The sequence below is a fragment of the Thalassotalea sediminis genome, from assembly GCF_030295915.1.
Lineage (GTDB): Bacteria > Pseudomonadota > Gammaproteobacteria > Enterobacterales > Alteromonadaceae > Thalassotalea_C > Thalassotalea_C sediminis.
Genome location: NZ_AP027361.1, coordinates 1,420,176 through 1,439,785 on the forward strand (window position 1 = coordinate 1,420,176; position 19,610 = coordinate 1,439,785).

20 protein-coding genes are annotated in these 19,610 nt (G+C 38.5%); 17 read left to right on the forward strand and 3 right to left on the reverse strand.

Features of this window, described 5'->3' with window-relative positions:
* Positions 1–61: 61 nt before the first annotated feature.
* From QUE09_RS06395 to QUE09_RS06475, 17 genes are all read left to right on the forward strand, one after another.
* On the forward strand, positions 62–760 hold the full coding sequence (locus tag QUE09_RS06395; protein ID WP_286235369.1) for a metallophosphoesterase: 699 nt from the start codon (positions 62–64) through the stop codon (positions 758–760).
* Between the two features lies 1 nt (position 761).
* Entirely contained in the window at positions 762–1,346 is a 585-nt protein-coding gene (locus QUE09_RS06400; RefSeq protein WP_286235370.1) for an ECF-type sigma factor, read from the forward strand.
* Between the two features lie 200 nt (positions 1,347–1,546).
* The gene (locus QUE09_RS06405) at positions 1,547–2,725 is read left to right on the forward strand and encodes a hypothetical protein (RefSeq protein ID WP_286235371.1); all 1,179 of its coding nucleotides are present in this window, start codon (positions 1,547–1,549) and stop codon (positions 2,723–2,725) included.
* 88 nt (positions 2,726–2,813) lie between these two features.
* Positions 2,814–3,152, forward strand: a complete 339-nt coding sequence (locus QUE09_RS06410) for a hypothetical protein (RefSeq protein ID WP_286235372.1) — start codon at positions 2,814–2,816, stop codon at positions 3,150–3,152.
* 91 nt (positions 3,153–3,243) lie between these two features.
* The gene (locus QUE09_RS06415; RefSeq protein ID WP_286235373.1) at positions 3,244–4,635 is read left to right on the forward strand and encodes an HlyD family secretion protein; all 1,392 of its coding nucleotides are present in this window, start codon (positions 3,244–3,246) and stop codon (positions 4,633–4,635) included.
* A 187-nt stretch (positions 4,636–4,822) separates the two neighbouring features.
* Positions 4,823–5,692, forward strand: a complete 870-nt coding sequence (locus tag QUE09_RS06420; protein ID WP_286235374.1) for a 3-keto-disaccharide hydrolase — start codon at positions 4,823–4,825, stop codon at positions 5,690–5,692.
* A gap of 249 nt (positions 5,693–5,941) precedes the next feature.
* Positions 5,942–6,937 (forward strand): sensor domain-containing diguanylate cyclase, encoded by a 996-nt coding sequence (locus QUE09_RS06425; RefSeq protein WP_286235375.1) that lies wholly within the window; start codon positions 5,942–5,944, stop codon positions 6,935–6,937.
* A 134-nt stretch (positions 6,938–7,071) separates the two neighbouring features.
* Positions 7,072–7,569, forward strand: a complete 498-nt coding sequence (gene folK / locus QUE09_RS06430; RefSeq protein WP_286235376.1) for a 2-amino-4-hydroxy-6-hydroxymethyldihydropteridine diphosphokinase — start codon at positions 7,072–7,074, stop codon at positions 7,567–7,569.
* A gap of 176 nt (positions 7,570–7,745) precedes the next feature.
* On the forward strand, positions 7,746–8,123 hold the full coding sequence (gene folX / locus QUE09_RS06435) for a dihydroneopterin triphosphate 2'-epimerase (RefSeq protein WP_286235377.1): 378 nt from the start codon (positions 7,746–7,748) through the stop codon (positions 8,121–8,123).
* Entirely contained in the window at positions 8,120–8,758 is a 639-nt protein-coding gene (gene folE, locus QUE09_RS06440) for a GTP cyclohydrolase I FolE (protein WP_286235378.1), read from the forward strand. The genes folX and folE overlap by 4 nt, the downstream gene beginning before the upstream one ends.
* The gene (folM, locus tag QUE09_RS06445) at positions 8,755–9,489 is read left to right on the forward strand and encodes a dihydromonapterin reductase (RefSeq protein ID WP_286235379.1); all 735 of its coding nucleotides are present in this window, start codon (positions 8,755–8,757) and stop codon (positions 9,487–9,489) included. The genes folE and folM overlap by 4 nt, the downstream gene beginning before the upstream one ends.
* 211 nt (positions 9,490–9,700) lie before the next feature.
* Positions 9,701–11,779, forward strand: a complete 2,079-nt coding sequence (locus QUE09_RS06450; RefSeq protein WP_286235380.1) for an alpha/beta hydrolase family protein — start codon at positions 9,701–9,703, stop codon at positions 11,777–11,779.
* A gap of 209 nt (positions 11,780–11,988) precedes the next feature.
* Positions 11,989–12,513, forward strand: a complete 525-nt coding sequence (locus QUE09_RS06455; protein WP_286235381.1) for a YgjV family protein — start codon at positions 11,989–11,991, stop codon at positions 12,511–12,513.
* A gap of 155 nt (positions 12,514–12,668) precedes the next feature.
* The gene (locus QUE09_RS06460) at positions 12,669–12,974 is read left to right on the forward strand and encodes a putative signal transducing protein (RefSeq protein WP_286235382.1); all 306 of its coding nucleotides are present in this window, start codon (positions 12,669–12,671) and stop codon (positions 12,972–12,974) included.
* Between the two features lie 103 nt (positions 12,975–13,077).
* Complete coding sequence (locus QUE09_RS06465; RefSeq protein WP_286235383.1) at positions 13,078–13,386, forward strand: hypothetical protein; 309 nt, start codon at positions 13,078–13,080, stop codon at positions 13,384–13,386.
* A gap of 80 nt (positions 13,387–13,466) precedes the next feature.
* Positions 13,467–13,871 (forward strand): DUF1801 domain-containing protein, encoded by a 405-nt coding sequence (locus QUE09_RS06470; protein WP_286235384.1) that lies wholly within the window; start codon positions 13,467–13,469, stop codon positions 13,869–13,871.
* Between the two features lie 257 nt (positions 13,872–14,128).
* Positions 14,129–14,575, forward strand: a complete 447-nt coding sequence (locus tag QUE09_RS06475; RefSeq protein ID WP_286235385.1) for a GNAT family N-acetyltransferase — start codon at positions 14,129–14,131, stop codon at positions 14,573–14,575.
* Positions 14,576–14,600: 25 nt separating this feature from the next.
* On the opposite strand, the gene QUE09_RS06480 is transcribed toward QUE09_RS06475, so the two are convergent.
* The 3 genes from QUE09_RS06480 to QUE09_RS06490 form a co-directional block, all read right to left on the reverse strand.
* Positions 14,601–15,200: a class GN sortase gene (locus QUE09_RS06480; protein WP_286235386.1), complete on the reverse strand. Its 600-nt coding sequence runs from the start codon at positions 15,198–15,200 to the stop codon at positions 14,601–14,603.
* Positions 15,170–17,251: a marine proteobacterial sortase target protein gene (locus QUE09_RS06485; RefSeq protein ID WP_286235387.1), complete on the reverse strand. Its 2,082-nt coding sequence runs from the start codon at positions 17,249–17,251 to the stop codon at positions 15,170–15,172. Before QUE09_RS06485 ends, QUE09_RS06480 begins: the two co-directional genes overlap by 31 nt.
* Before the next feature lie 226 nt (positions 17,252–17,477).
* Positions 17,478–19,508: a TonB-dependent receptor gene (locus QUE09_RS06490; protein WP_286235388.1), complete on the reverse strand. Its 2,031-nt coding sequence runs from the start codon at positions 19,506–19,508 to the stop codon at positions 17,478–17,480.
* Positions 19,509–19,610: the final 102 nt, after the last annotated feature.

Here is a 19,610-nt window from a genome sequence, read left to right on the forward strand (position 1 = left end):
TGCATTAGCGGCCAAAATTAGTTTAACATAGGGTAATTTTTACCTAAGGCAGATCTAAGTTATGTTGCTTGAAAAAGTGAAAGCTCACAGAACGATAGACATGAATCGTTTTGGTCGTAATTTTTTTGTCGGCGACATTCATGGTAATAAAACTGCACTAATAAATCAGTTGAACGAATTAGCATTTGATTTTACACAAGACAGATTATTTTGTGCAGGTGACTTAATTGACCGGGGGCCTGAGTCGAAAGACTGTTTAGAATTATTGATGGAACCTTGGTTTTTTAGCACGTTGGGCAACCACGAAGCAATGTTTTTGCAGGGCTTTGATGAAGCTGCTTATTGGGGAGTACTATTAAAAAATGGTGGTCGTTGGATAAATGATTATCAAGACGATATGCCCGCATTGTTCAGCTTAGCGCAACTTATTCGTATTAAAATGTCATTGTCTATAACCGTAAAAACAGCCTTTGGTAATATCGGAGTGGTACATGCAAATGCCCCCAAAGATTGGCTCGCGTTACAAACGCTTAACGTCAATCATGAAAGTGTACCACCGTATATTTGGCAACGTACCGACTTCAGTCATCACCATTGTTTACCCATAGCAAATGTTATGGCTGTAGTACATGGGCATAATTCAGTCGCCAAATACCAAATCATTAATAATCAACTGTGGATTGATACTTACTCTAAATCTGGAAAATTCACGATTTTAGAAGATATTCAGATTGCAGAGAAAATTAAACGTAGTCACTAGCATGGAAGAACAAGAAGTACTTAAACTTATCAAGGGCTGGCAATTAGGCGAGCCGAAGGCAACAAAATTGTTAATGAATTTTGCCTATTTGAAAATTAAAGAATACGCAAAAATAAATCATGAAAATCTCCCTGAAGACGCGAATACCGCAATCATCAATATGTCGGCAACCGATATCGCTCATGATGCGTATCTAAAATTAACACAGGCGGAATCTCAAATTTCTATTGAAACGCAGCGTCAGTTTTATAGTTATGTAAATTCAGCCGTAAGAAATGTGTTTATTGATCACTATCGCAAACAGGTGAAAGCGAAATCAAGAAACCCAGATAAAACGCAGTTTGAATCAACACATGTAATCAATAAAGCAGATGAAAAAGCCACTCAGCACACGGCAATCATCACCATGAATGATGAAATTGAATTGCTAACCGCAGAGTTTCCTCGTCAAGCTGAGGTTCTTGAACTTCGATATTTCGCCCAGAGAAGCAATAAAGAGATCGCTCGTTTGCTTAATGTATCAGTAAGAACCATTGAAAATGACCTACGTTTTGCTAGAGCATGGTTGAAGAAAAGGCTTAGTTAACGCGTTTTTAATAAGCCAATTTAATTGCGTTAAAACACCGACATCATGTCGGTGTTTTCGCATGTAAATGAGAGAATAAACAATAAATATAAAAATGTAATTATTGTTGTGGTTTTTTTTAAACTGTACGTCAGTACATTTTAATTGCGGTCATTTGATACCTTGTTGCTGTCGAGCAAAGTCAGTACGAGGAAATTTAAATGATTACAACGTATAGCAAATTGGTAGTAGCCAGCGCTATTTCACTATCTTTAATGGCATGTGGGGGAAGCGATAGTGACTCTTCAAACAACGCAGAAAATTTCATTCCTCCAGCTAATGTTGTTGTCACCGGAGAGTTTAAGCACTCTGCTGAAACTGGGAAATATTTTGCTACTGAAGAATATCCTTCATATGTTCAATATGGCCAAAATGCACAACATTGTTATCAAAATTACAACGATTATTACTATGAAACCGACAAAGTGATGGTATTTGGTAATCCAGGATTACCCGAGGATGATTTTACGCAAGCTGCAAAATGGGTAGAAAGTAACTTTCCTAGCGCCCTTGCTGCGTTTGGGCTGACAGAGCAAGAGTATTTTGCAGCTAGAGGCAATATCCGGTACGACGCTATTCGTTTTATTAGAGACATGTTGAAATACAGCAATGCGATAGATTTCCCATACCCCACTGATTTTGATACTTGGACGGAGCAAGCACAAGAGGATTGGGCATACGATACTGCGCAATCACTGTCTTATGAAGAAGTAGACGCTGTCTTAGCTAACAACAATTATATTGGATATTTAATTAACGATGTTGGTCTGGAACAAAAAATTTATGTGTGCCTTCATGAGCAAGATAACCCGTATGGCTGGGGGGAGGGCTCTCAGATAGGCATTACTATAGGTGCAAAGTCAATTTACAAACCGAATGATATTGATCAATTGATCCAACATGAACTTATTCACACACTCCAAATCGCTATTTCAGGCGACATTGACGGGCTGAAACTACCGCGCTGGTTTAGTGAAGGTCAAGCCGTTTACCTCAGTGGTATGAGTGTCGCTAAAAAAGAAGATCATCAAGAATACAATCCAACACAAGTGGTTACTTTTTGGGATGAATATGGCGACCCAAGCGACGCGTATAAACATTATGGTCTCGCATATCAATATTTAGCGGATGCAAATTCAGCGTCATCAATTTTTGAGATGTTGACAGAAATAGGCAGCCAACGAATTGATTGGCAACTACAAAACAGTGTGAGCTTTCCTGAAATCCACAACTATGTTGAAGCTTTTGATAAACACATGAAACAGCACAATGGCACGCCGCTTACTGTTGAGCAGTATCGTAATAACTATCACGGCTTAATGAGCAGTTATGCGAACTAATTTACATCGAAAGACAATCGTTTTTTAGCCCTTCGGTTGTCATCGTTATTTGCTATAGATTCACATCATAATAAAAGGAAAAGCGTTAATGAAATTATTAAAAAGTACCTTGTTGTCGTCGCTATTATTGTTGCTGACTGCCTGCGGTGGTCATGGCTTTGAAGGTACATATACCTCAAAAGTAGATTCAACGTTAATGCAAGGCATGGTTAATGGATTACCTAAAACGACATTAGTTATAGGTGACAACTTTATTGAAAACAACGGTAACAGGGTCATCGTTGATGAGATTTTCATTAGAGAAAGTGCAGGCAAAGAATACCTTGTATTTAAATATGGGCAACAAGAGCAGGTGCTTAACATTATTGACAGCGACACGCTTCAGCAAGATATGGGCATGGTAAAAGTGACTTTTAAACGTAAGTAACTCAATTAGCAGGCTCATTAAGGTAATAAATTTCACTAGCTTGCCAGCTGAATAATTAGATAAAAAGTATAAAAAGAAGGAATGATTTAACATGAAATCAGTAATTAACCGTAAATTGTCTTTAATCGCGACAGGTGCAATTTTCTTGATAGGCTGTTCTAAACATCCAACAACTGTTGCTATTGATAACGAACGATTACCATCTGATATTGAGGTGTCATCAACAGCGTACATTTTCAACAATGACCTCGCAATGGCCGCAGAGAAAGATGGAAAAATTGCCAAACTATACCATCAAGTCGATGAGTTGATACGTGGAGAAATTCCTGCTGACTTATCTGATGTTGACGTTGCAACAGATGCCTATATCAAGGCATTAAACGACGTTAGAGCGCAATATGCGAAAATACCAGAATTAGTTAAACAAGCGCAACAAGAGCGTGTTGCGATAGAGCAAGAAAAAGTTGATGACATTCAAGCAAAAATCGCCCAGCAAAAAGAACTGCAAGCTAAGTTAGACGAATTTACAAAACCAGAGCGTCATGCACTTGCTAACGCGGAAAAAGCAGTCTTAGCTAAAGAAAAAACACGTAAAGAAGGCAAAACGGCACTCATTAAGTCGATAAACAACTACATTGTGTCGAGTCGTATAGCGATTAAAAAGCTAGACGAAGAAAGCAGCGACCCTGTTAGTTGGAGTACGAAAAATAAATACCGAGGAAAGTGTCCAGACAGAAGAGGACATTACCTTGTTGAAAATCTTGCGCATTTATCCGAGTGCCTTTACTTTTCGCCAGCCTATAGCTTACGTAAAAATAGTAATATCGAACAAATAGCTGAAGTTATCGAAAAAAATGTCGAACCTTACATTGAAGCAGATTGGGCGCTTAAAATGTCGGTGGGCACTAAACTTGGTCTTTACAAAAAATATAATGACGCCAAAAAAGATCTCGAAAAAGCGGTGATTGTTGCTGAAAATAATACTGATGTTAACGCTAATAAGGTTAAACGTGAGCTGAGAAACCTACAGCGTAAATTAGAATATGCTAATCATGACGTAAACCGTGTCAAAGAATCACCTATAACGGAAGATCAAATTATTGTTCAAAACAAACCATATTTGGACGCAAAAAATCTATTAGCGCAATCGATCAGTGATATGAGAACTGCACAACAAGAAAAGTTTTTGGCGAATGGGGTTTTGATCGCAAAAGGCGACATAAATGGTATGACTGGCGAGTTACCTTCAGGTAGTGGCGATTTTTTAATGCTGCACATGAACTTATCTGATGGTTATCGTAAACAAACGATGAATTCGTTTACCAACTTAAACCAGCAATGGACAGAACAAGTACTTATTTCGCGCGATAATGCTTATTTTGATATGGCACTAAATATAAAAGATGATGGACAAGCATTAGATCAAGCCATTTCTGCTTACAAAACCTATCAACGTAAATACGCTGATGCTAAAAAAGGGTAAAACGAGATGCGAACACAGGTAGGTTAACTACCTGTGTTTTGTATATTAAAGATGTTCCACATGATCATGATGGAACATTTTTTGTATATATGTTCAAAACCATAGACATAAGTGCATGTGAACATTAGCATTAGTGTTGTTATTATTTCCCTGTTCCTCGACCAACTTGCTTATAAGGAATAAACGAATGAAACAACGCTATTATGCATTTTTAATTTATCTGTTCAGCACCTTATCTTTTAGTGCTGAATGGCAGAGCCTGTTGGACAAGCAGCTTGAACATTGGGATATTTATTTAAGTTATAAACATAAAGAATCTTACGACGGCAGTGTTCCAACAAATAAAAATGGACAACCGATAGCACCAATTGGTTTAAATACTGATAATGATAAATATCAAGTTTTCACTGTTATTGAGGAAGACGGACAACCTGTTTTGAGAGTATCGGGGGAAATTTATGGTGCTGTTACCTCAAAGGCCTCTTACCGAAATTACCATTTTAAATTGCAATTTCGTTGGGGTGACATAAAGTGGCCTCCCCGTGAAAACAAACTGCGTGACAGCGGTATTTTGTATCATGGAATAGGCGAGCATGGTAAGGAATATTACCGTTCTTGGATGTTATCTCAGGAGTTTCAAATAATGCGTGGGCATATTGGTGACTACTGGAAACAGGCAACGTCTGCCATAGATGTTCGTGCGTTTCAGCCAGAATATATTATGAACCCAGTAGCTGATGAGACCCAACCCTTTTTGAAAGTTGGTACTGGCGAAGAAGTCGATGGTTTTGTGTTGCGCAAAGAAAACAGAGAGAAGCCGCTCGGAGAATGGAACTCATTGGAGCTAATCTGCTTTGAAGGGAAAAGCCTGCATATTGTTAATGGCGAAGTTGTTATGGTGCTTAAAAATTCGCGTTATCTCAAAGATGGCGTGCCAACAAGACTGGCCGAGGGTAAAATCCAATTACAAAGCGAAGCAGCCGAATTGTATTTTCGTAAAATACAAATTCAGCCTTTAACCGAGCTACCAACAAAGTATGCCGCATTGTTTCAGTAACTCATGTGAACAAATTTGATTGCGTGCGGATACAAGTGTGAATATAGATGTTTGGCCTCAACTTTTCAGAAAAACTTTACGCGAACATAACAGATTAATTAACTAATCTAGCTAATTTAACTGGTTCGTTAATTATGAGCACTTTTAACGGTAGACACTATAATTATAAAAAGCTCTTTAAAGACAAGAGTTAATTGATGGCAGAGGGATATTGCAAAGAATAATAGCTTTTTCTGAATTGGAGGAAAAATGCCGTCAAGCGAAGAACTTATGCGAGTAATAAAGGTTCAGACAGAAATTGCTAAACTAGGGTTAGATTTGGGCGCTGTAATGCAATATGTTGTTGAACAAACCTTAAATTTGATAAGTGCAGATGGGGCAGCGATTGAATTAGCTGAAGGCGAAGATATGGTGTATCGAGCTGCCGCTGGAATATCGTCTGAAAACCTTGGCTTAAGACTAAAGATGAGCGCTAGTTTATCTGGCTTATGCGTCACGTCTGGAAATGTTCAATTGTGCTCTGACTCAGAAGCTGATCAGCGCGTCGATCGTTCTGCGTGTCGACAGATTGGTTTGCGGTCAATGATTGTTTTACCTCTTAAGTATATGGATACCACTGTAGGTGTTTTAAAAGCCATGTCATTAATGCCAAATAATTTTAGTGACAAAGAGACTGATTTACTGAATATACTGACTGACATGATCGCTGCCGCTATGTTTTTTGCGGCGAAGTATGACAAGGATGCTTTGTACTATAAGGCTACACATGATTGTATGACGGGATTGGCTAACAAAGCTTTATTTATGGATCGATTAAGGCACACAATTAACCAATCAAATACAGAGCATCACCAATCAGCCATTGTGATAGCTGATATGGATGGGTTAAAACAAGTAAATGATAACTACGGCCATCGAGCAGGGGATGAGGCGATAAAGGAATTTGCCTATCGCTTAAAGCTGATTATTCGTAGATCTGATACAGCAGCCAGAATTGGCGGTGATGAATTTGGGCTTATATTGACGCCTATAGAAAATCACGAAGCTTTAGAGATAATTATTCAACGGCTAAAATCGAAGCTAACTTATCCACTTGAATTCGAAAACAACCAGTTTAAACTCATGGCTAGTGTAGGAAGTGCGTTGATTCCTCACGATGGCAGAGAAATAAATAATTTGATAGATACTGCAGACCAACGAATGTACTCAGTTAAGAAATATCGAAAAAATAAACGTAGAGTTTAAAATTAATAAAAAGAACATAATGCAGTAAAAGAAAAGGGGTTTCTCGCCATTTTAAAAAGAATTTAAACCTGAACCGCAATATTTTAATGTGATAATATTTACTTTTGGTATTTTTATTCGCTAGGGAAGTCGTTGTGGCTAGAGTTTACGTAAGCCTTGGAAGTAACATTAATCGTGAGTATCATATTCGTCGTGCTTTAGACGCGCTAGCGAGCTATTTTTCTCCGCTTATTCTCTCTAAAGCATATGACTGTGAGCCTGTGGGTTTTATTGGTGATAATTTCTTAAATTTAGTGGTAGGTTTTGACACCGACTGTTCAATCGCTGAGATCACGGCCATTTTACGAGAAATTGAAGATGATAACGGCCGCGTAAGAACAGGCCCCAAATTTTCTGCTAGAACGTTAGATATTGATATTCTTACTTATGATGATGTAGTTGGTCACGTTAATGGCGTTACATTACCTCGTGGTGAGATTACTGAAAATGCTTTTGTTTTATTACCGCTAACAGACGTTGCTGGCGAACAACTGCATCCACAACTACAGAAATCCTATACCGAAATCTGGCAAGCTTATGACCAAGCGAGTCAAAAATTATCTGTGATTGATTTTTCCTGGCAACCTAGCTGAAGTAAATAAACGGTTAACCAGCTAGCCTTTAAAACGCATGTTATAAGTTGTTTTTTGAGCAGTTTTTTATGTATTAGCCAATTAATATTTGGTTAAAGTCAGCAACCACATGAACCAAATATTATCGTAAAACGTATATACTTAAGATGATAAAGAATTATAAATAGGCCAAATCCATGAACCACAATGCCATAATAACAATTACTAACTTAAGGCTACGAACCTTTATCGGCTTTAATGAAGAAGAAAAAAGTAAGCAGCAAGATATCGTTATTAACGCTGAAGTGCATTATCCCGTGAATAAGTTATGTTTAAATGACAACGTTGATAACGCTTTAAACTATAAAACCATCTGTAAAGATATTATTAGTCACGTTGAAAACGGGCGTTTCTTATTATTAGAGAAATTAACCAGTGATGTACTTGGCATTTGTGTCGATCATCCGTGGGTTAATTACGCCAAAGTAACCATTGATAAGCCTCATGCCTTACGTTTCGCTGATTCAGTGTCTTTAACCTTGAGTTACCAAGCAGAGTCAGGAGAGTCATCATGATTAGTAACGAAGCACAATTGGTGCGTGACACACTTATTGAGAAGGGCTTAGAAACGCCTCTTGTGCCAAGCTCAATGTCTGCCGAAGACAAGTACGGTCGTATTAAGGGGTTGTTAACCGAGGTGGTAAGTACACTAGGCTTAGATTTAAGTGATGACAGTTTAGCGGAAACGCCGCACCGCATAGCTAAAATGTATGTGCATGAAATATTTTCGGGTTTAGATTATAAAAATTTTCCGTCAATTTCCGTTATTGAAAATAAAATGGCCGTTGATGAAATGGTGAAAGTTACTGATATTAATTTAACTTCAACATGTGAACATCATTTCGTGACAATAGATGGTTTAGCCCAAGTTGCTTATATTCCAAATAAAAAGATTATTGGTTTATCAAAAATAAATCGCCTTGTGCGTTTTTTTGCACAACGTCCGCAAGTGCAAGAGCGCTTAACTCAGCAAATATTGGTAGCAGTACAAACCTTAACGGAAACAGACAATGTCGCTGTTTCGATTAATGCAACGCATTATTGTGTAAAATCACGAGGTATTATGGATGTAAACTCAAAAACATCTACTACTGCATTAGGGGGGATTTTTAAAACGAACCCACAAACACGTGCGGAGTTTTTAAAGTGAGCCAAGTAATATTAATTACCGGTATTGGCAAACGGTTAGGTTTAGCTTTAGCACAACAGATGTTGGCGCAAGGATACAAGGTCGTTGGTACCTATCGAACGGAATACCCTGTGCTAACATCGCTGAAGCAACAAGGTGTTGACTTATATCAAGTTGATTTTTACCAGCAAGCGCAGGTTGACGACTTTATTGCAAGCATAAAACGTGATTACCATGCATTGCGCGCTATAATCCATAATGCATCTGACTGGTTGCCTGACAATTATCAACTAGACACAGACCATTACGCACCCGCAGAAATTATGCAAAAAATGATGACCATACATGTTGGCATACCATACCAGCTAAATTTGGCTTTACAGTCATTATTAATAGCTAACGATAATACCGAAAGTAACTTTGCAGATATTATTCACATTAGTGATTATGTCGCTGAAAAGGGCAGCAAAAAGCATATTGCATATGCGGCAAGTAAAACGGCGTTGAATAGTTTAACCATGTCTTTTTCTGCACTTTTAGCGCCTAAGGTAAAAGTGAATTCTATATCACCTGCGTTAATTAAGTTTAATGAAGGAGATGATGATGCGTACAAAGAAAAGGCGCTTTCTAAAGCGTTATTACCTAAAGAAGCTGGCTTTAATGAAATAACACAAGCGATTGAATTTATACTTAATAGCCAGTTTATGACTGGACGCAATTTACAACTAGATGGCGGCAGACATTTAAAATAGTGTTACCGAAGCAACGTTTACCTTAACTCGTTCATCACTTGAGTAACTGTTATTAATGCAAAAGCGTAGTCTCTCTGATGTGACTACGCGTTTTTTTCATCATATTATTTATTTTTTTGCTCGGCAGTTTTACTACAAACCTTTTAAAATAACCTATGCTTAACATTCCGCTCAATAGATTCTGTCTATCTATAATAATAAGGACTTGTTAATGCTTTTCACTCGAATATTACTGTTATTTGCGATTACTAACATTTTATTAGTGAACGCGAATGCAACCGAAAAAGAAGTGCCTTCCCATTACTTTACCGCTGAACGTGTATTTGATATCGAATATGCCACGGATCCTCAAATATCACCCAACGGTAAAAAAGTTGCTTATGTGCGCCATACTATGGATAAAATGACGGATCAAGACAAAAGTCAGATATGGCTTATTGATCTTGTTTCCGGTAGCCATTTGCCTCTACTAGAAGGGAAACAATCAAGTTGGTCACCGCGTTGGTCGCCAGATAGTAAAACACTCCTTTATTCAACTACGTCTGATGGTAAGGTTGAATTAAGGTTATTCTTTGTCGCCGCTAACCGATCCTTAACATTATCGCAATTTACCCGTAGCCCTTCTAATGCTGTTTGGTCACCAGACGGAAAACAGATCGCTTTTAATATGTTTGTTAAAGGTGAAAAGCCGAGTTTCGCTAAGCCCATTAGTGCACCAGAAGGCGCAACGTGGAATGAAGCCGTTAAAGTTTATGATGACTTAATTTTTCGTTTTGATGGCTCAGGGTATTTAGAAGTAGGTACCGACCAGGTGTTTTCGCTTCCTGTAGAGGGGGGCACACCTCGGCAGTTAACTTTCGGCGAAGCCGATTTAACCATGGCGAGTTGGTTAAACAATAATACGATTTTGGTCGAAGGAAATACTAATGATGATCGTGATATCGATATTATTGAAAGTGATATTTATCGTATTTCACTCGATAATTTATCAATGCAGGCACTTACAGACAGAGATGGTCCAGATAGTTCACCAATTGTCTCACCGAATGGCAAATTAATCGCTTATCGAGGATACACTGATAAACGTTTGTCTTATCAGCAAAGTAACCTCTACATTATGGACGCCGATGGCGGTAACAAAAGAGAGTTAGCGAAAGACTTTACGGGTGCAATTGGGCAAATGCAATGGTCGCCAGATGGGAAATCTTTATTGGTATTATCTGAAGATCATGGTGTATTAACACTGTTTAATATTAGCTTGCGCGGCAAGGTTAAACCGGTTACGTCAAATATTGGTGGTGGCTCAATAGGACGTCCTTATGCAAGTGGTAGTTTTTCGGTTAGTGCTAATAAACAACCAAAAATTGCCTACATGTTAGGTTCTCCTGACCGACCATCAGAAATAAGTATTACCTCGATTACAGGGAAAAACAGTAGCGTACTTACAAAGCTTAATAATGACTTATTGCCGTATTTGAACATGGCAACGGTTGAAGAAATTAAAGTAACCTCTAGTCATGATGGCAAAGAAATTGAAGCGTGGGTCGCACTACCGCCAAACTTTAAGGCAGATGGAAGTTTTCCGATGATATTAGAAATTCACGGTGGTCCTTATGCGATGTATGGTCCTTACTTTGGTAGCGAAATTCAACGATATGCTGCAGAAGGTTACGTAACCGTATGGTCTAACCCTAGAGGTTCAACAGGCTATGGTGAAGATTTCGCCCTAGAGATAGATCTAAATTATCCAGGCAATGATTATCATGATTTAATGTCAGTGGTAGACGAATTGATTAAGCGTAAATATGTGAGTGATGAGCGCTTGTTTGTGACCGGAGGCTCCGGCGGTGGCATTTTAACCGCATGGATCGTGACTAAAACAAATCGATTTGCAGCTGCTGCGTCTATAAAGCCGGTGATCAATTGGATGACGATGGCTTTAGCTGGCGATATTGCACCTTTTGTTAGACGACATTGGTTTAGACAAGATCCTTGGTCAAATCCTGATGCATTTTTAAAATATTCCCCGATCCGTTACATGGATAAAGTCACGACACCAACAATGGTAATGGTCGGCGAGGAAGACTACCGAACGCCCACATGGGAGGCAGAACAATTTTATACTGCGTTAAAAATGCTTGATGTTGATACGGCATTAATTCGTGTCCCTAATGCGCCTCATTACATTGCCTCTCGTCCGAGTCGGCTTATTGCCAAAACTGATAATATTATGGGCTGGTTTGCTAAATACGATCCAGTAAAAATTAAACAGAAAGGTAATAAAGAATAACTTAACTTACGCGCCTGTTAATTTCTTTAGTAGGCGCTTTTATGTATTGTAAACGTAGCGGGCATTTGCTGTTAGCCCTCATACAAACGGCAAGTCATCATAGTCTATTCTACTCTAGCATGTACTTATATGTAGCAGGTATAATCTGCTTTTCACATTAACGATGTATCGTTAACGACTATTTTCTTTATTTCACTGTTAGGGGCGTTATGCCAGATTTTCTCCTTTCTCAAATATTGGTTACTTTTACATTAGCGATTGAATGCTATGCCATGCAACTTAAGAACAAAGATCGTATTTTGGCGCTCTTATCGTTGAGTTGTTTGTTTAATGGCATCCACTATTTATTGTTAGATCAACCAACGGCAGGCTATATCTTTTTATTTTCTAGTGTTCGCTTTTTAATCTCTATTAAATGGAAGTTACAATGGATGGCGGCAGCGTCGCTGTGTGTGAGTTTATTTATTACGATATATAGCTATATTGGTTTTTTAAGTATTTTAGGTTTTTTCGCAACCGTGTTTATTACGACGGGCTCATTTAGTAAAAATGATAAGTTTTTACGTTTAATGATGATTTTAGGCGGATCACTGTGGTTGCTTCATAATATAATTTTATGGACGCCTGTGGGGATATTAGTTGAGATAATTTTTGTTGGTAGTAGTGCTATCGGCTATTATCGCTATTACCTTGCCGGACGATTAAAAAATAACGCGGTAAAAGAGCCAGAATAAAACGTTACTATATTGAAGTTACTATATATTGTCGCATCTGTTGCTAACACGACAACTCTTGCGAGTTATAGTAAAGAAACCTAGTGTTAATTATCAGCAGGCTGGTGTTTTGTTGGTTTAACGATTGCGTTAAAAAGGATAATTGAGGCTTAACAATGAAGAGGGTGTATACCAATGAAAGTCGCTTTCTTGTAAATAACATTAAAGATCTCATCGATGCTCAAGGTATCCCGGTTTTTGTTAAAAACGAATACGCACAAGGTGCGATGGGGGAAATTTCTCCATTTGATTGTTGGCCTGAAGTCTGGGTTGTAAATGATGCTGATTATGAACGCGCGAAAGACATTATAGATAGAGCGCATCAGAATCAATACGCTGATGATTGGATATGTAATCATTGTAGAGAACAAAACGCTGCCTCATTTGATATTTGTTGGAATTGTCAGCAAGAAAGTAAATAGTACGAGTAGGTTTGTGTTTTACGTGTTGACCATGGATATCTTTAACAACTATGATAAAGCGCAGTAAAAACAGCATCAACAGCGTAATAAGGAGTGTTACACAATGAATTCGCTTGCTACTAAAGAAAAAGTTGCGCTTTTTAGCTGCTTACTCATTGCCTTTGCATTGTTGATTGCAGGCGCATACAAGTTTTTACTTGCGCATATCTCGGGTTTAGCATTATTAAACATTTTAGGTGTTAGTCTTATTTTCATTGGCACAGGATGTACGCCAAAGCTATTCTTTACTCCGATAAAACAGCTGTTTTCCAGCACACATAAACAATACACTTTGATTAATGAAAAAATACAGCAAAGCATCGTGATTATTGGTTTGCTTTTGGCAATGGTTGCCATGCTGTTGGGTTTTTAGTTTAATTAGAAAAAGGAGTAAGGTATTGATTAATATGATTATAACTAATTTTTCGCTCGTTAATGATTACCTGATTAAAAATGCATGAAGATGTAAAACAGAAGTTTGATCGCTACCCTAGTCATGTCGCAAAAATACTAATAGAAGTCCGTTCATTGATTTTTAGTATCGCGAAAGATAATGGCATCGAAGATTTATCTGAGACTTTAAAGTGGGGTGAACCTAGCTATCTTTGCAAAACAGGAACTACCATACGCTACGACTGGAAAGAAAAGGATCCTCACCACTTTTTTATTTATTTCCATTGCCAGACTAGATTAATTGATACGTTTAAAGAAGTATATGGCGATACATTCAACTATCAAGGCAATAGAGCCTTAGTCTTTGCTTTAGGTGACCCAATACCGATTAACGAACTTTCTCATTGCTTGTTATTAGCATTGTGTTACAAAAAACGTAGACACCTTAATCTGTTAGGTGCGTAAAATATATTTTTATAGCTATTCTATGAGCTCCTTCAAACTGTGTTGATAACGATACAGAACGCAGTTACGACGATATGGTTTAAATATTTAATCGTTCGAACGCGGAAAACATTGAACGGATAACGAACAATAGAGATGAAAATCTTGATGGTGCAAAGTGCTTATGAGTTGCGTTTTGTTGATAAAACAAGCGGTATATCGGACTAACTTCCAAGTAAAGACTTGCTTAATAACGATGAACTTATAATTGAAGTATTATGATCACTAAATTAACGATGAGTAACGAGCTTGTTGCTCGCCAGGTTTATCGCGTTTTTCAGCGTTCCTACAAGATAGAAGCGACACTCATTGGTGTTGACAAGTTTCCGCCATTGTTTAGACCATTAGCAGATTTTGTTGATAGCCAAACCGAATTTTATGGTGTTATCGATGGTGATGCGCTGACCGCCGTTATTGAAGTAAGCGCAGATGGTGAGTATCTAATGATTGATAGCTTAGTTGTTGACCCTGATTATTTTAAACAAGGGCTCGCCGGTAAACTGCTGCAGTTTGTTATGGAATACACCAGCTTTAACAAACTCATCGTAGAAACAGCGACGCTGAATAAACCGGCAATAAGGTTGTATCAAAAATATGGCTTTTGTATCAATCGTTATTATACGCCCGCTCACGGGATTGAAAAAGTCGTGATGACGTTGAAATGACGGTTAAATTTAAAAACGATTGAGCCTAAATTAAAGCCGCTGTAACCACATATCGCCAAGTTGTGTTTGGTGCGATGGCATCGAATGGAAAACACGTAATCAACGTCAATGTATCTTCAATAGTTGGTGCTGTTACCGCCATATTTTGTTCATTAACAACATTGACATTTGTTACTTGATAATTGAACTGACCCACACGTGTTTCAACCTTTATTATATCGCCAATAGTAATGTTAGCTAGATTTGCAAAATGCGTATCTCTATGCCCGGCGATAACGGTATTCCCGCCTTTACCCGGTAATGGTGTGCTGCTCATATGTCCAGGACCAAAAGCAAGTGTGCGCCCAGTTGCACCTGCGAGTAAATAGAAATTTTTATCAAGTAAGGTTATCTTTGCAACAGGGTAAGTATCTGCCCATGACCAGGGCGGATGAGCCTCACCTGTTGCTTTTGCTTGTATCCATGCTTCTTTAATTAATACTTGCGCCAATAAAGCTTTAGCATGAATGTAGCCACTTGATGCCAGTAAATAAGTACTGATAGTAAAGCCACAAAGCATGATTAATTTAATTCTGTTTAAACGCCATTTTGCTATTAATGGCGTTTGTTTAATAAACGGAAACATAATGTAAACCCTAAGATTAACAAAGCTAAAACTGCTTGTAATGTCGCGGATGTCGCGGTTTGAGGTAGTACGCCTACTTGGCCATGTGGTCGATGGTTTTTTACTTGTCTGTCGTCGCTCATTTTTTGTGCTGTTGGTGTCACATCTATGGCTACTAGGCTAGTCATAGGGCTTACCAAGTGGTGTTTCATGGCTAATTGCAATATGTTTTGATTAACTGTATCTGCGTCTTCGCCTTTATACTTGTCTCTACTGAGTTGAGCAATTTTTCGTCGTGCCCATAAGGTAGATAACCCTGTCTGTTTACCACTGTTTTGTAATGCTAGGGTTTGTTGCCATTGTTGTTGACGCATTTGCCCCGTTACCTGCATTTCGGTAACCGGCTCTTGGCTAAAATAGCTTATCATGATCGGTTCACCTTGATATAAATCAGGTAATTTTCGCGGATACATCTCTATAGTTTGATTAAAGTTTGCTTCAAGGTTCATGAGTACAGGGGAGCGTAGCTTACTAAATAGCGACTGCATTTGTTGTTGTACACTATTTATCGAATTTACATAAGTGAAAGTACCTTTGCCCATGGTAGCAGCCTCGGTCATAAAGTAACTATTGGGTGCTGCGCCAATACCAACGGTAAAGAGTCGACTACCCTGTATGTGTTTATCAATGTAAGAAAAAAGTGTTGCTTCGTTTCCAACGGCGCCATCTGTGATAAAAATCACTTGGCGTAATCGCTCCGTATTTTGTGCTTGTTGACCAAGTGCTAACTGTAAAGCTGATAGAATTTCAGTGCCACCATTAGCATTTAGCTGTTCAATAAAGGTTGATGCATTGCTTTTATTGATGTCTGAAGCAGGCACCGAGTGTTGATACACCTTATTGGCTGTTGTACTAAATTCAATAATGTTAAACGTATCTGTTTCTTTGAGCTCAGCTACCGCCGAAATTAATGCTTTTTTCGCCTGTTGAATCGAGGTTCCCGCCATGGAGCCAGACGTGTCGATAACAAAAATTACTTCGCGAGATAACGATGCTGCAACAGTATTACTTGTTGATGGCATTAACATGATCATACCGTAGTGTTCTGTGTTGGCTGTTTGAATAAAGTGCGCCGCTGTAGGGGTATTATGTGGAATTGCTTGCCAACGTAACAGGAAATCTCGGTTTGCAATCATGTCTTGTTCGAGCGACACCCTGTATTGTCCAGATGATATTTCATTTGTCATGATAGGGTGGTGTTCACTAGATATGTCAGCGAGAGGAAACCCAGTATTAAGTGTTATATTAATGGCAACCTTGTGCATTGGCTGACTCGTTTCTGAATCGCTATCTTGCCTATTTTCGGTAAATGAAGGTTGAGTTAATCCCCAGCCATTTTCTTGTAAAGTTTGTTGCTCATCAGTTTTTTGGTTTGTTGGTAAATAGCGCTTTGTAATTGTTGTAGGAAAGCGAAGAGTGAAAGTATCGTTATTAAATGCCACTGTTTGTTGATATTCGATTGTCACGGTTATTTTTTCACCAGGCCCTATGTTAGCAACGTGATTTGTGAAAAGGTTTGGTCGGTTTTGTACCAGTAAACTTGCTTTTTTTCCTGTTGCTTTGGCCTGTTGATAGAGTTTCTTTGCTTTTTGTTTTGGATGAATCTGTCCAACAATTTTTCGCTCGCCAATGTGCATTGTTAAATGAACAATCGCGGCATTTTCGGGCAGTGGAAACGCGTAGATACCATTGACCCAATCATCTGTTGGGTTTGAAAATTCCTGAGTAACAACTGCTCGTGCGACAAGTCCTGTGACGACGATATCAACATTTGTATCGATAAGCGGCGATAATAAGTAACCTGGCATGTTCGCTTGTTTTAGAAAGAAGCTGCCTTGTTCTACTTGCCCGTAATGTTCCACACGCACTAGGCTATCTGGCGTAGTATGTGATTGGTAAGAAAGGTCCACTTTAAATTCGCTGTTACTATTTCTTCCATCGAGCAGAAATGACGCTGTACTTGCGATAATTAGCAGTGAAATAACAAGTAATATTCGGATGTGCGTAGTCATGATGTTCTCCATTTTTATCACGCTAATTAAACCTTAATTTTGTGGCTAATTTAGGTAGTAAAAATGGCAATGTAACGAGCAATAATGGCAGAAAAGAGGCAAAGGGTTAGTAAAGGTTTCCATTAACCATTTATATAAAAGTGTCAACAGTATCGATTTTAGGGGCAATAAGGGCTGCAATGTCTATTGCTGCCCTTTAATTATTATAGAAAGGTATAAAAGGAAGTTAGAATAAGTAGGTTACACTTACGCGAAAGGTTCTTGGTTCAATAGGGTGATAGTGAATGTCTTCTTCACCGGAAGCACTTTCTCCCGATAAACGACTTTCATATAAATAATCAATATCGTGATCAGTGCTATCGAGTAGATTTAATACCGATAAACTAAACTTCCAATCTTCTAATAAATATTGCGCCTTGGCATTGACGACACTAAAGGTGTTCGATTGCGTATCTTTAAAACTGTCTAACGTTCGTTTACCAAAGTGTCGAAGTCTAAGCCCTGTATTTATATTGTCATTGATGTGCCAGTTAATACCAAAACTTGCAACAAAAGGCAGGGAACCTTCAATATAGTTGCCTTCATTGGCTTCGTTTTCAGTAAAGCGTGAACGTGTCCATGCAAGTTCAAGATCGGCAACAATTTGTGGTGTTAACCAGTATAACGTTGTGAATTCTGCACCATAACGTTTTGATGCTCGACTTGGCTCGGTATTACCAGCGTCACCAACAAAAACAAGCTCTGAGTCATTTTCTAACCACCATAGTGAAAATGACGCATTATAGTTTTCATAGTCAGCAACCCGTATGCCAAATTCTGCACCTTGTCCTTGTACGAGTAGGTCAACTTTTTCTGCGGCATCTCCCGATAATGGATCGACAGTTATTGTTGCGCCACGCGCATCATTTGAATGAAATGACTGTCCCCAGTTTGCATAGGCTTGCCACGTTTCATTAAATTGATAGCTAAGGCCAGCTTTAAAATTGGTTATACTATCGCTGTCTTCACCACTATTTGACATCAGCTGACTATTAACATCAACGTTCATATAGTCATGACGCACACCGGCATTAACCGAAAGATTGTCATTAATATCAGCGTTAACTTGATAAAAAGCACTTATCGAGTATTGATCTACAGCGTCTGAACGTACATTTGATAGTCGCTTTCTTGCTCGAGTTTTATAAAGGCCCACTTCAGCGATATCGTCAACGCGAAAATCTATACCAAGACTATGATGAATGTGACTATTGCCGTATTGTTGGTTAAACAATTTAACTAAATTTGCGCCAAAAACCTTTCTATCATCCACTTGTTCAAACTGATCACCATTAACGGGATCTTCTAGAAAATAGGTAAAGTTTGAATAGAGATTCAGTGAACTTGCAATTGCATAGGCAGAAATAGCCCAATCATCATTGCGCCAGTTTGCTGATAAACTAAAACGATCTGAATCGCCACCTACGGTCTTATCAATAGAACCAAGTTCGTCAATTAAGTTTTTATTTACCGCGCGAGATGGGATTTGGTCTGCGGCATTCCAACTATTTTCATAACCTAAAAAAGTGAGGTTAAATACGCCATCTAAGAGTTTTTGTTGATAACGAAGCATGACATTCTTTTTATTAACGTCTTCATTAATATTCGTCCAAGGGCCATCGTATTGTTGCCATTCAGCGCCTACAGCAATATTGCCATTTTGCGTTTTAATGTTTTGACCCACCACACCACGACGGTATCCATCTTGTCCGACTTCTAGTTTGGCAAAGGGATTGATAAAGTCAGACATTAATGCAAAATATGCAGAGCCTGCGGTTGAAAAATCACCTTGCGCGCTCTGATAAGGCCCTTTTTGATAATGAATACTTTCAACAAATTCAGGTGTAATAAAATTTAGATCTGCGTAGCCTTGCCCATGGCCATGTGTACGCATATTAACTGGCATACCATCAACGTATGTGCTGAAGTCGGTGCCATGATCTAAATTAAAACCTCGTAAGAAGTATTGATTGGCTTTGCCTGAACCGCTGTGCTGCGTGACTACCATGCCAGGCACGAACTCTAGTATTTCACCTGAACGTAAAATGGGGCGTTGCGCTATATCGCCATATCCAACTAAGCCCTCAGAGGCTGACATGGTTTCACCAACGAGATTTGCGCGCTTACCAAACACAACAAAATGTTCAAGACCTGAGGTGTCTGCAATGGTTGAAGACGAAAGTGCAAGTAAGGCAACAGTAATAATATTTTTCTTCATTTAAGAATAACCAACGACTAAGAGAGAATGCAAAAAGATATGCAATGTTAGTAAAGGCGGCAATTTATCAAATAATGAAAATATTGTTAACGATAAGGCGAG

Coding starts and splice junctions, on each gene's coding strand:
- QUE09_RS06455 (WP_286235381.1), top strand. CDS start 11,989: ATGCCAGATTTTCTCCTTTCTCAAATATTGGTTACTTTTACATTAGCG.
- QUE09_RS06450 (WP_286235380.1), top strand. CDS start 9,701: ATGCTTTTCACTCGAATATTACTGTTATTTGCGATTACTAACATTTTA.
- folX (WP_286235377.1), top strand. CDS start 7,746: ATGAACCACAATGCCATAATAACAATTACTAACTTAAGGCTACGAACC.
- QUE09_RS06400 (WP_286235370.1), top strand. CDS start 762: ATGGAAGAACAAGAAGTACTTAAACTTATCAAGGGCTGGCAATTAGGC.
- QUE09_RS06460 (WP_286235382.1), top strand. CDS start 12,669: ATGAAGAGGGTGTATACCAATGAAAGTCGCTTTCTTGTAAATAACATT.
- QUE09_RS06465 (WP_286235383.1), top strand. CDS start 13,078: ATGAATTCGCTTGCTACTAAAGAAAAAGTTGCGCTTTTTAGCTGCTTA.
- QUE09_RS06470 (WP_286235384.1), top strand. CDS start 13,467: ATGCATGAAGATGTAAAACAGAAGTTTGATCGCTACCCTAGTCATGTC.
- folE (WP_286235378.1), top strand. CDS start 8,120: ATGATTAGTAACGAAGCACAATTGGTGCGTGACACACTTATTGAGAAG.
- QUE09_RS06425 (WP_286235375.1), top strand. CDS start 5,942: ATGCCGTCAAGCGAAGAACTTATGCGAGTAATAAAGGTTCAGACAGAA.
- QUE09_RS06415 (WP_286235373.1), top strand. CDS start 3,244: ATGAAATCAGTAATTAACCGTAAATTGTCTTTAATCGCGACAGGTGCA.
- QUE09_RS06480 (WP_286235386.1), bottom strand. CDS start 15,200: ATGTTTCCGTTTATTAAACAAACGCCATTAATAGCAAAATGGCGTTTA.
- QUE09_RS06490 (WP_286235388.1), bottom strand. CDS start 19,508: ATGAAGAAAAATATTATTACTGTTGCCTTACTTGCACTTTCGTCTTCA.
- QUE09_RS06410 (WP_286235372.1), top strand. CDS start 2,814: ATGAAATTATTAAAAAGTACCTTGTTGTCGTCGCTATTATTGTTGCTG.
- QUE09_RS06420 (WP_286235374.1), top strand. CDS start 4,823: ATGAAACAACGCTATTATGCATTTTTAATTTATCTGTTCAGCACCTTA.
- QUE09_RS06475 (WP_286235385.1), top strand. CDS start 14,129: ATGATCACTAAATTAACGATGAGTAACGAGCTTGTTGCTCGCCAGGTT.
- QUE09_RS06485 (WP_286235387.1), bottom strand. CDS start 17,251: ATGACTACGCACATCCGAATATTACTTGTTATTTCACTGCTAATTATC.
- QUE09_RS06395 (WP_286235369.1), top strand. CDS start 62: ATGTTGCTTGAAAAAGTGAAAGCTCACAGAACGATAGACATGAATCGT.
- QUE09_RS06405 (WP_286235371.1), top strand. CDS start 1,547: ATGATTACAACGTATAGCAAATTGGTAGTAGCCAGCGCTATTTCACTA.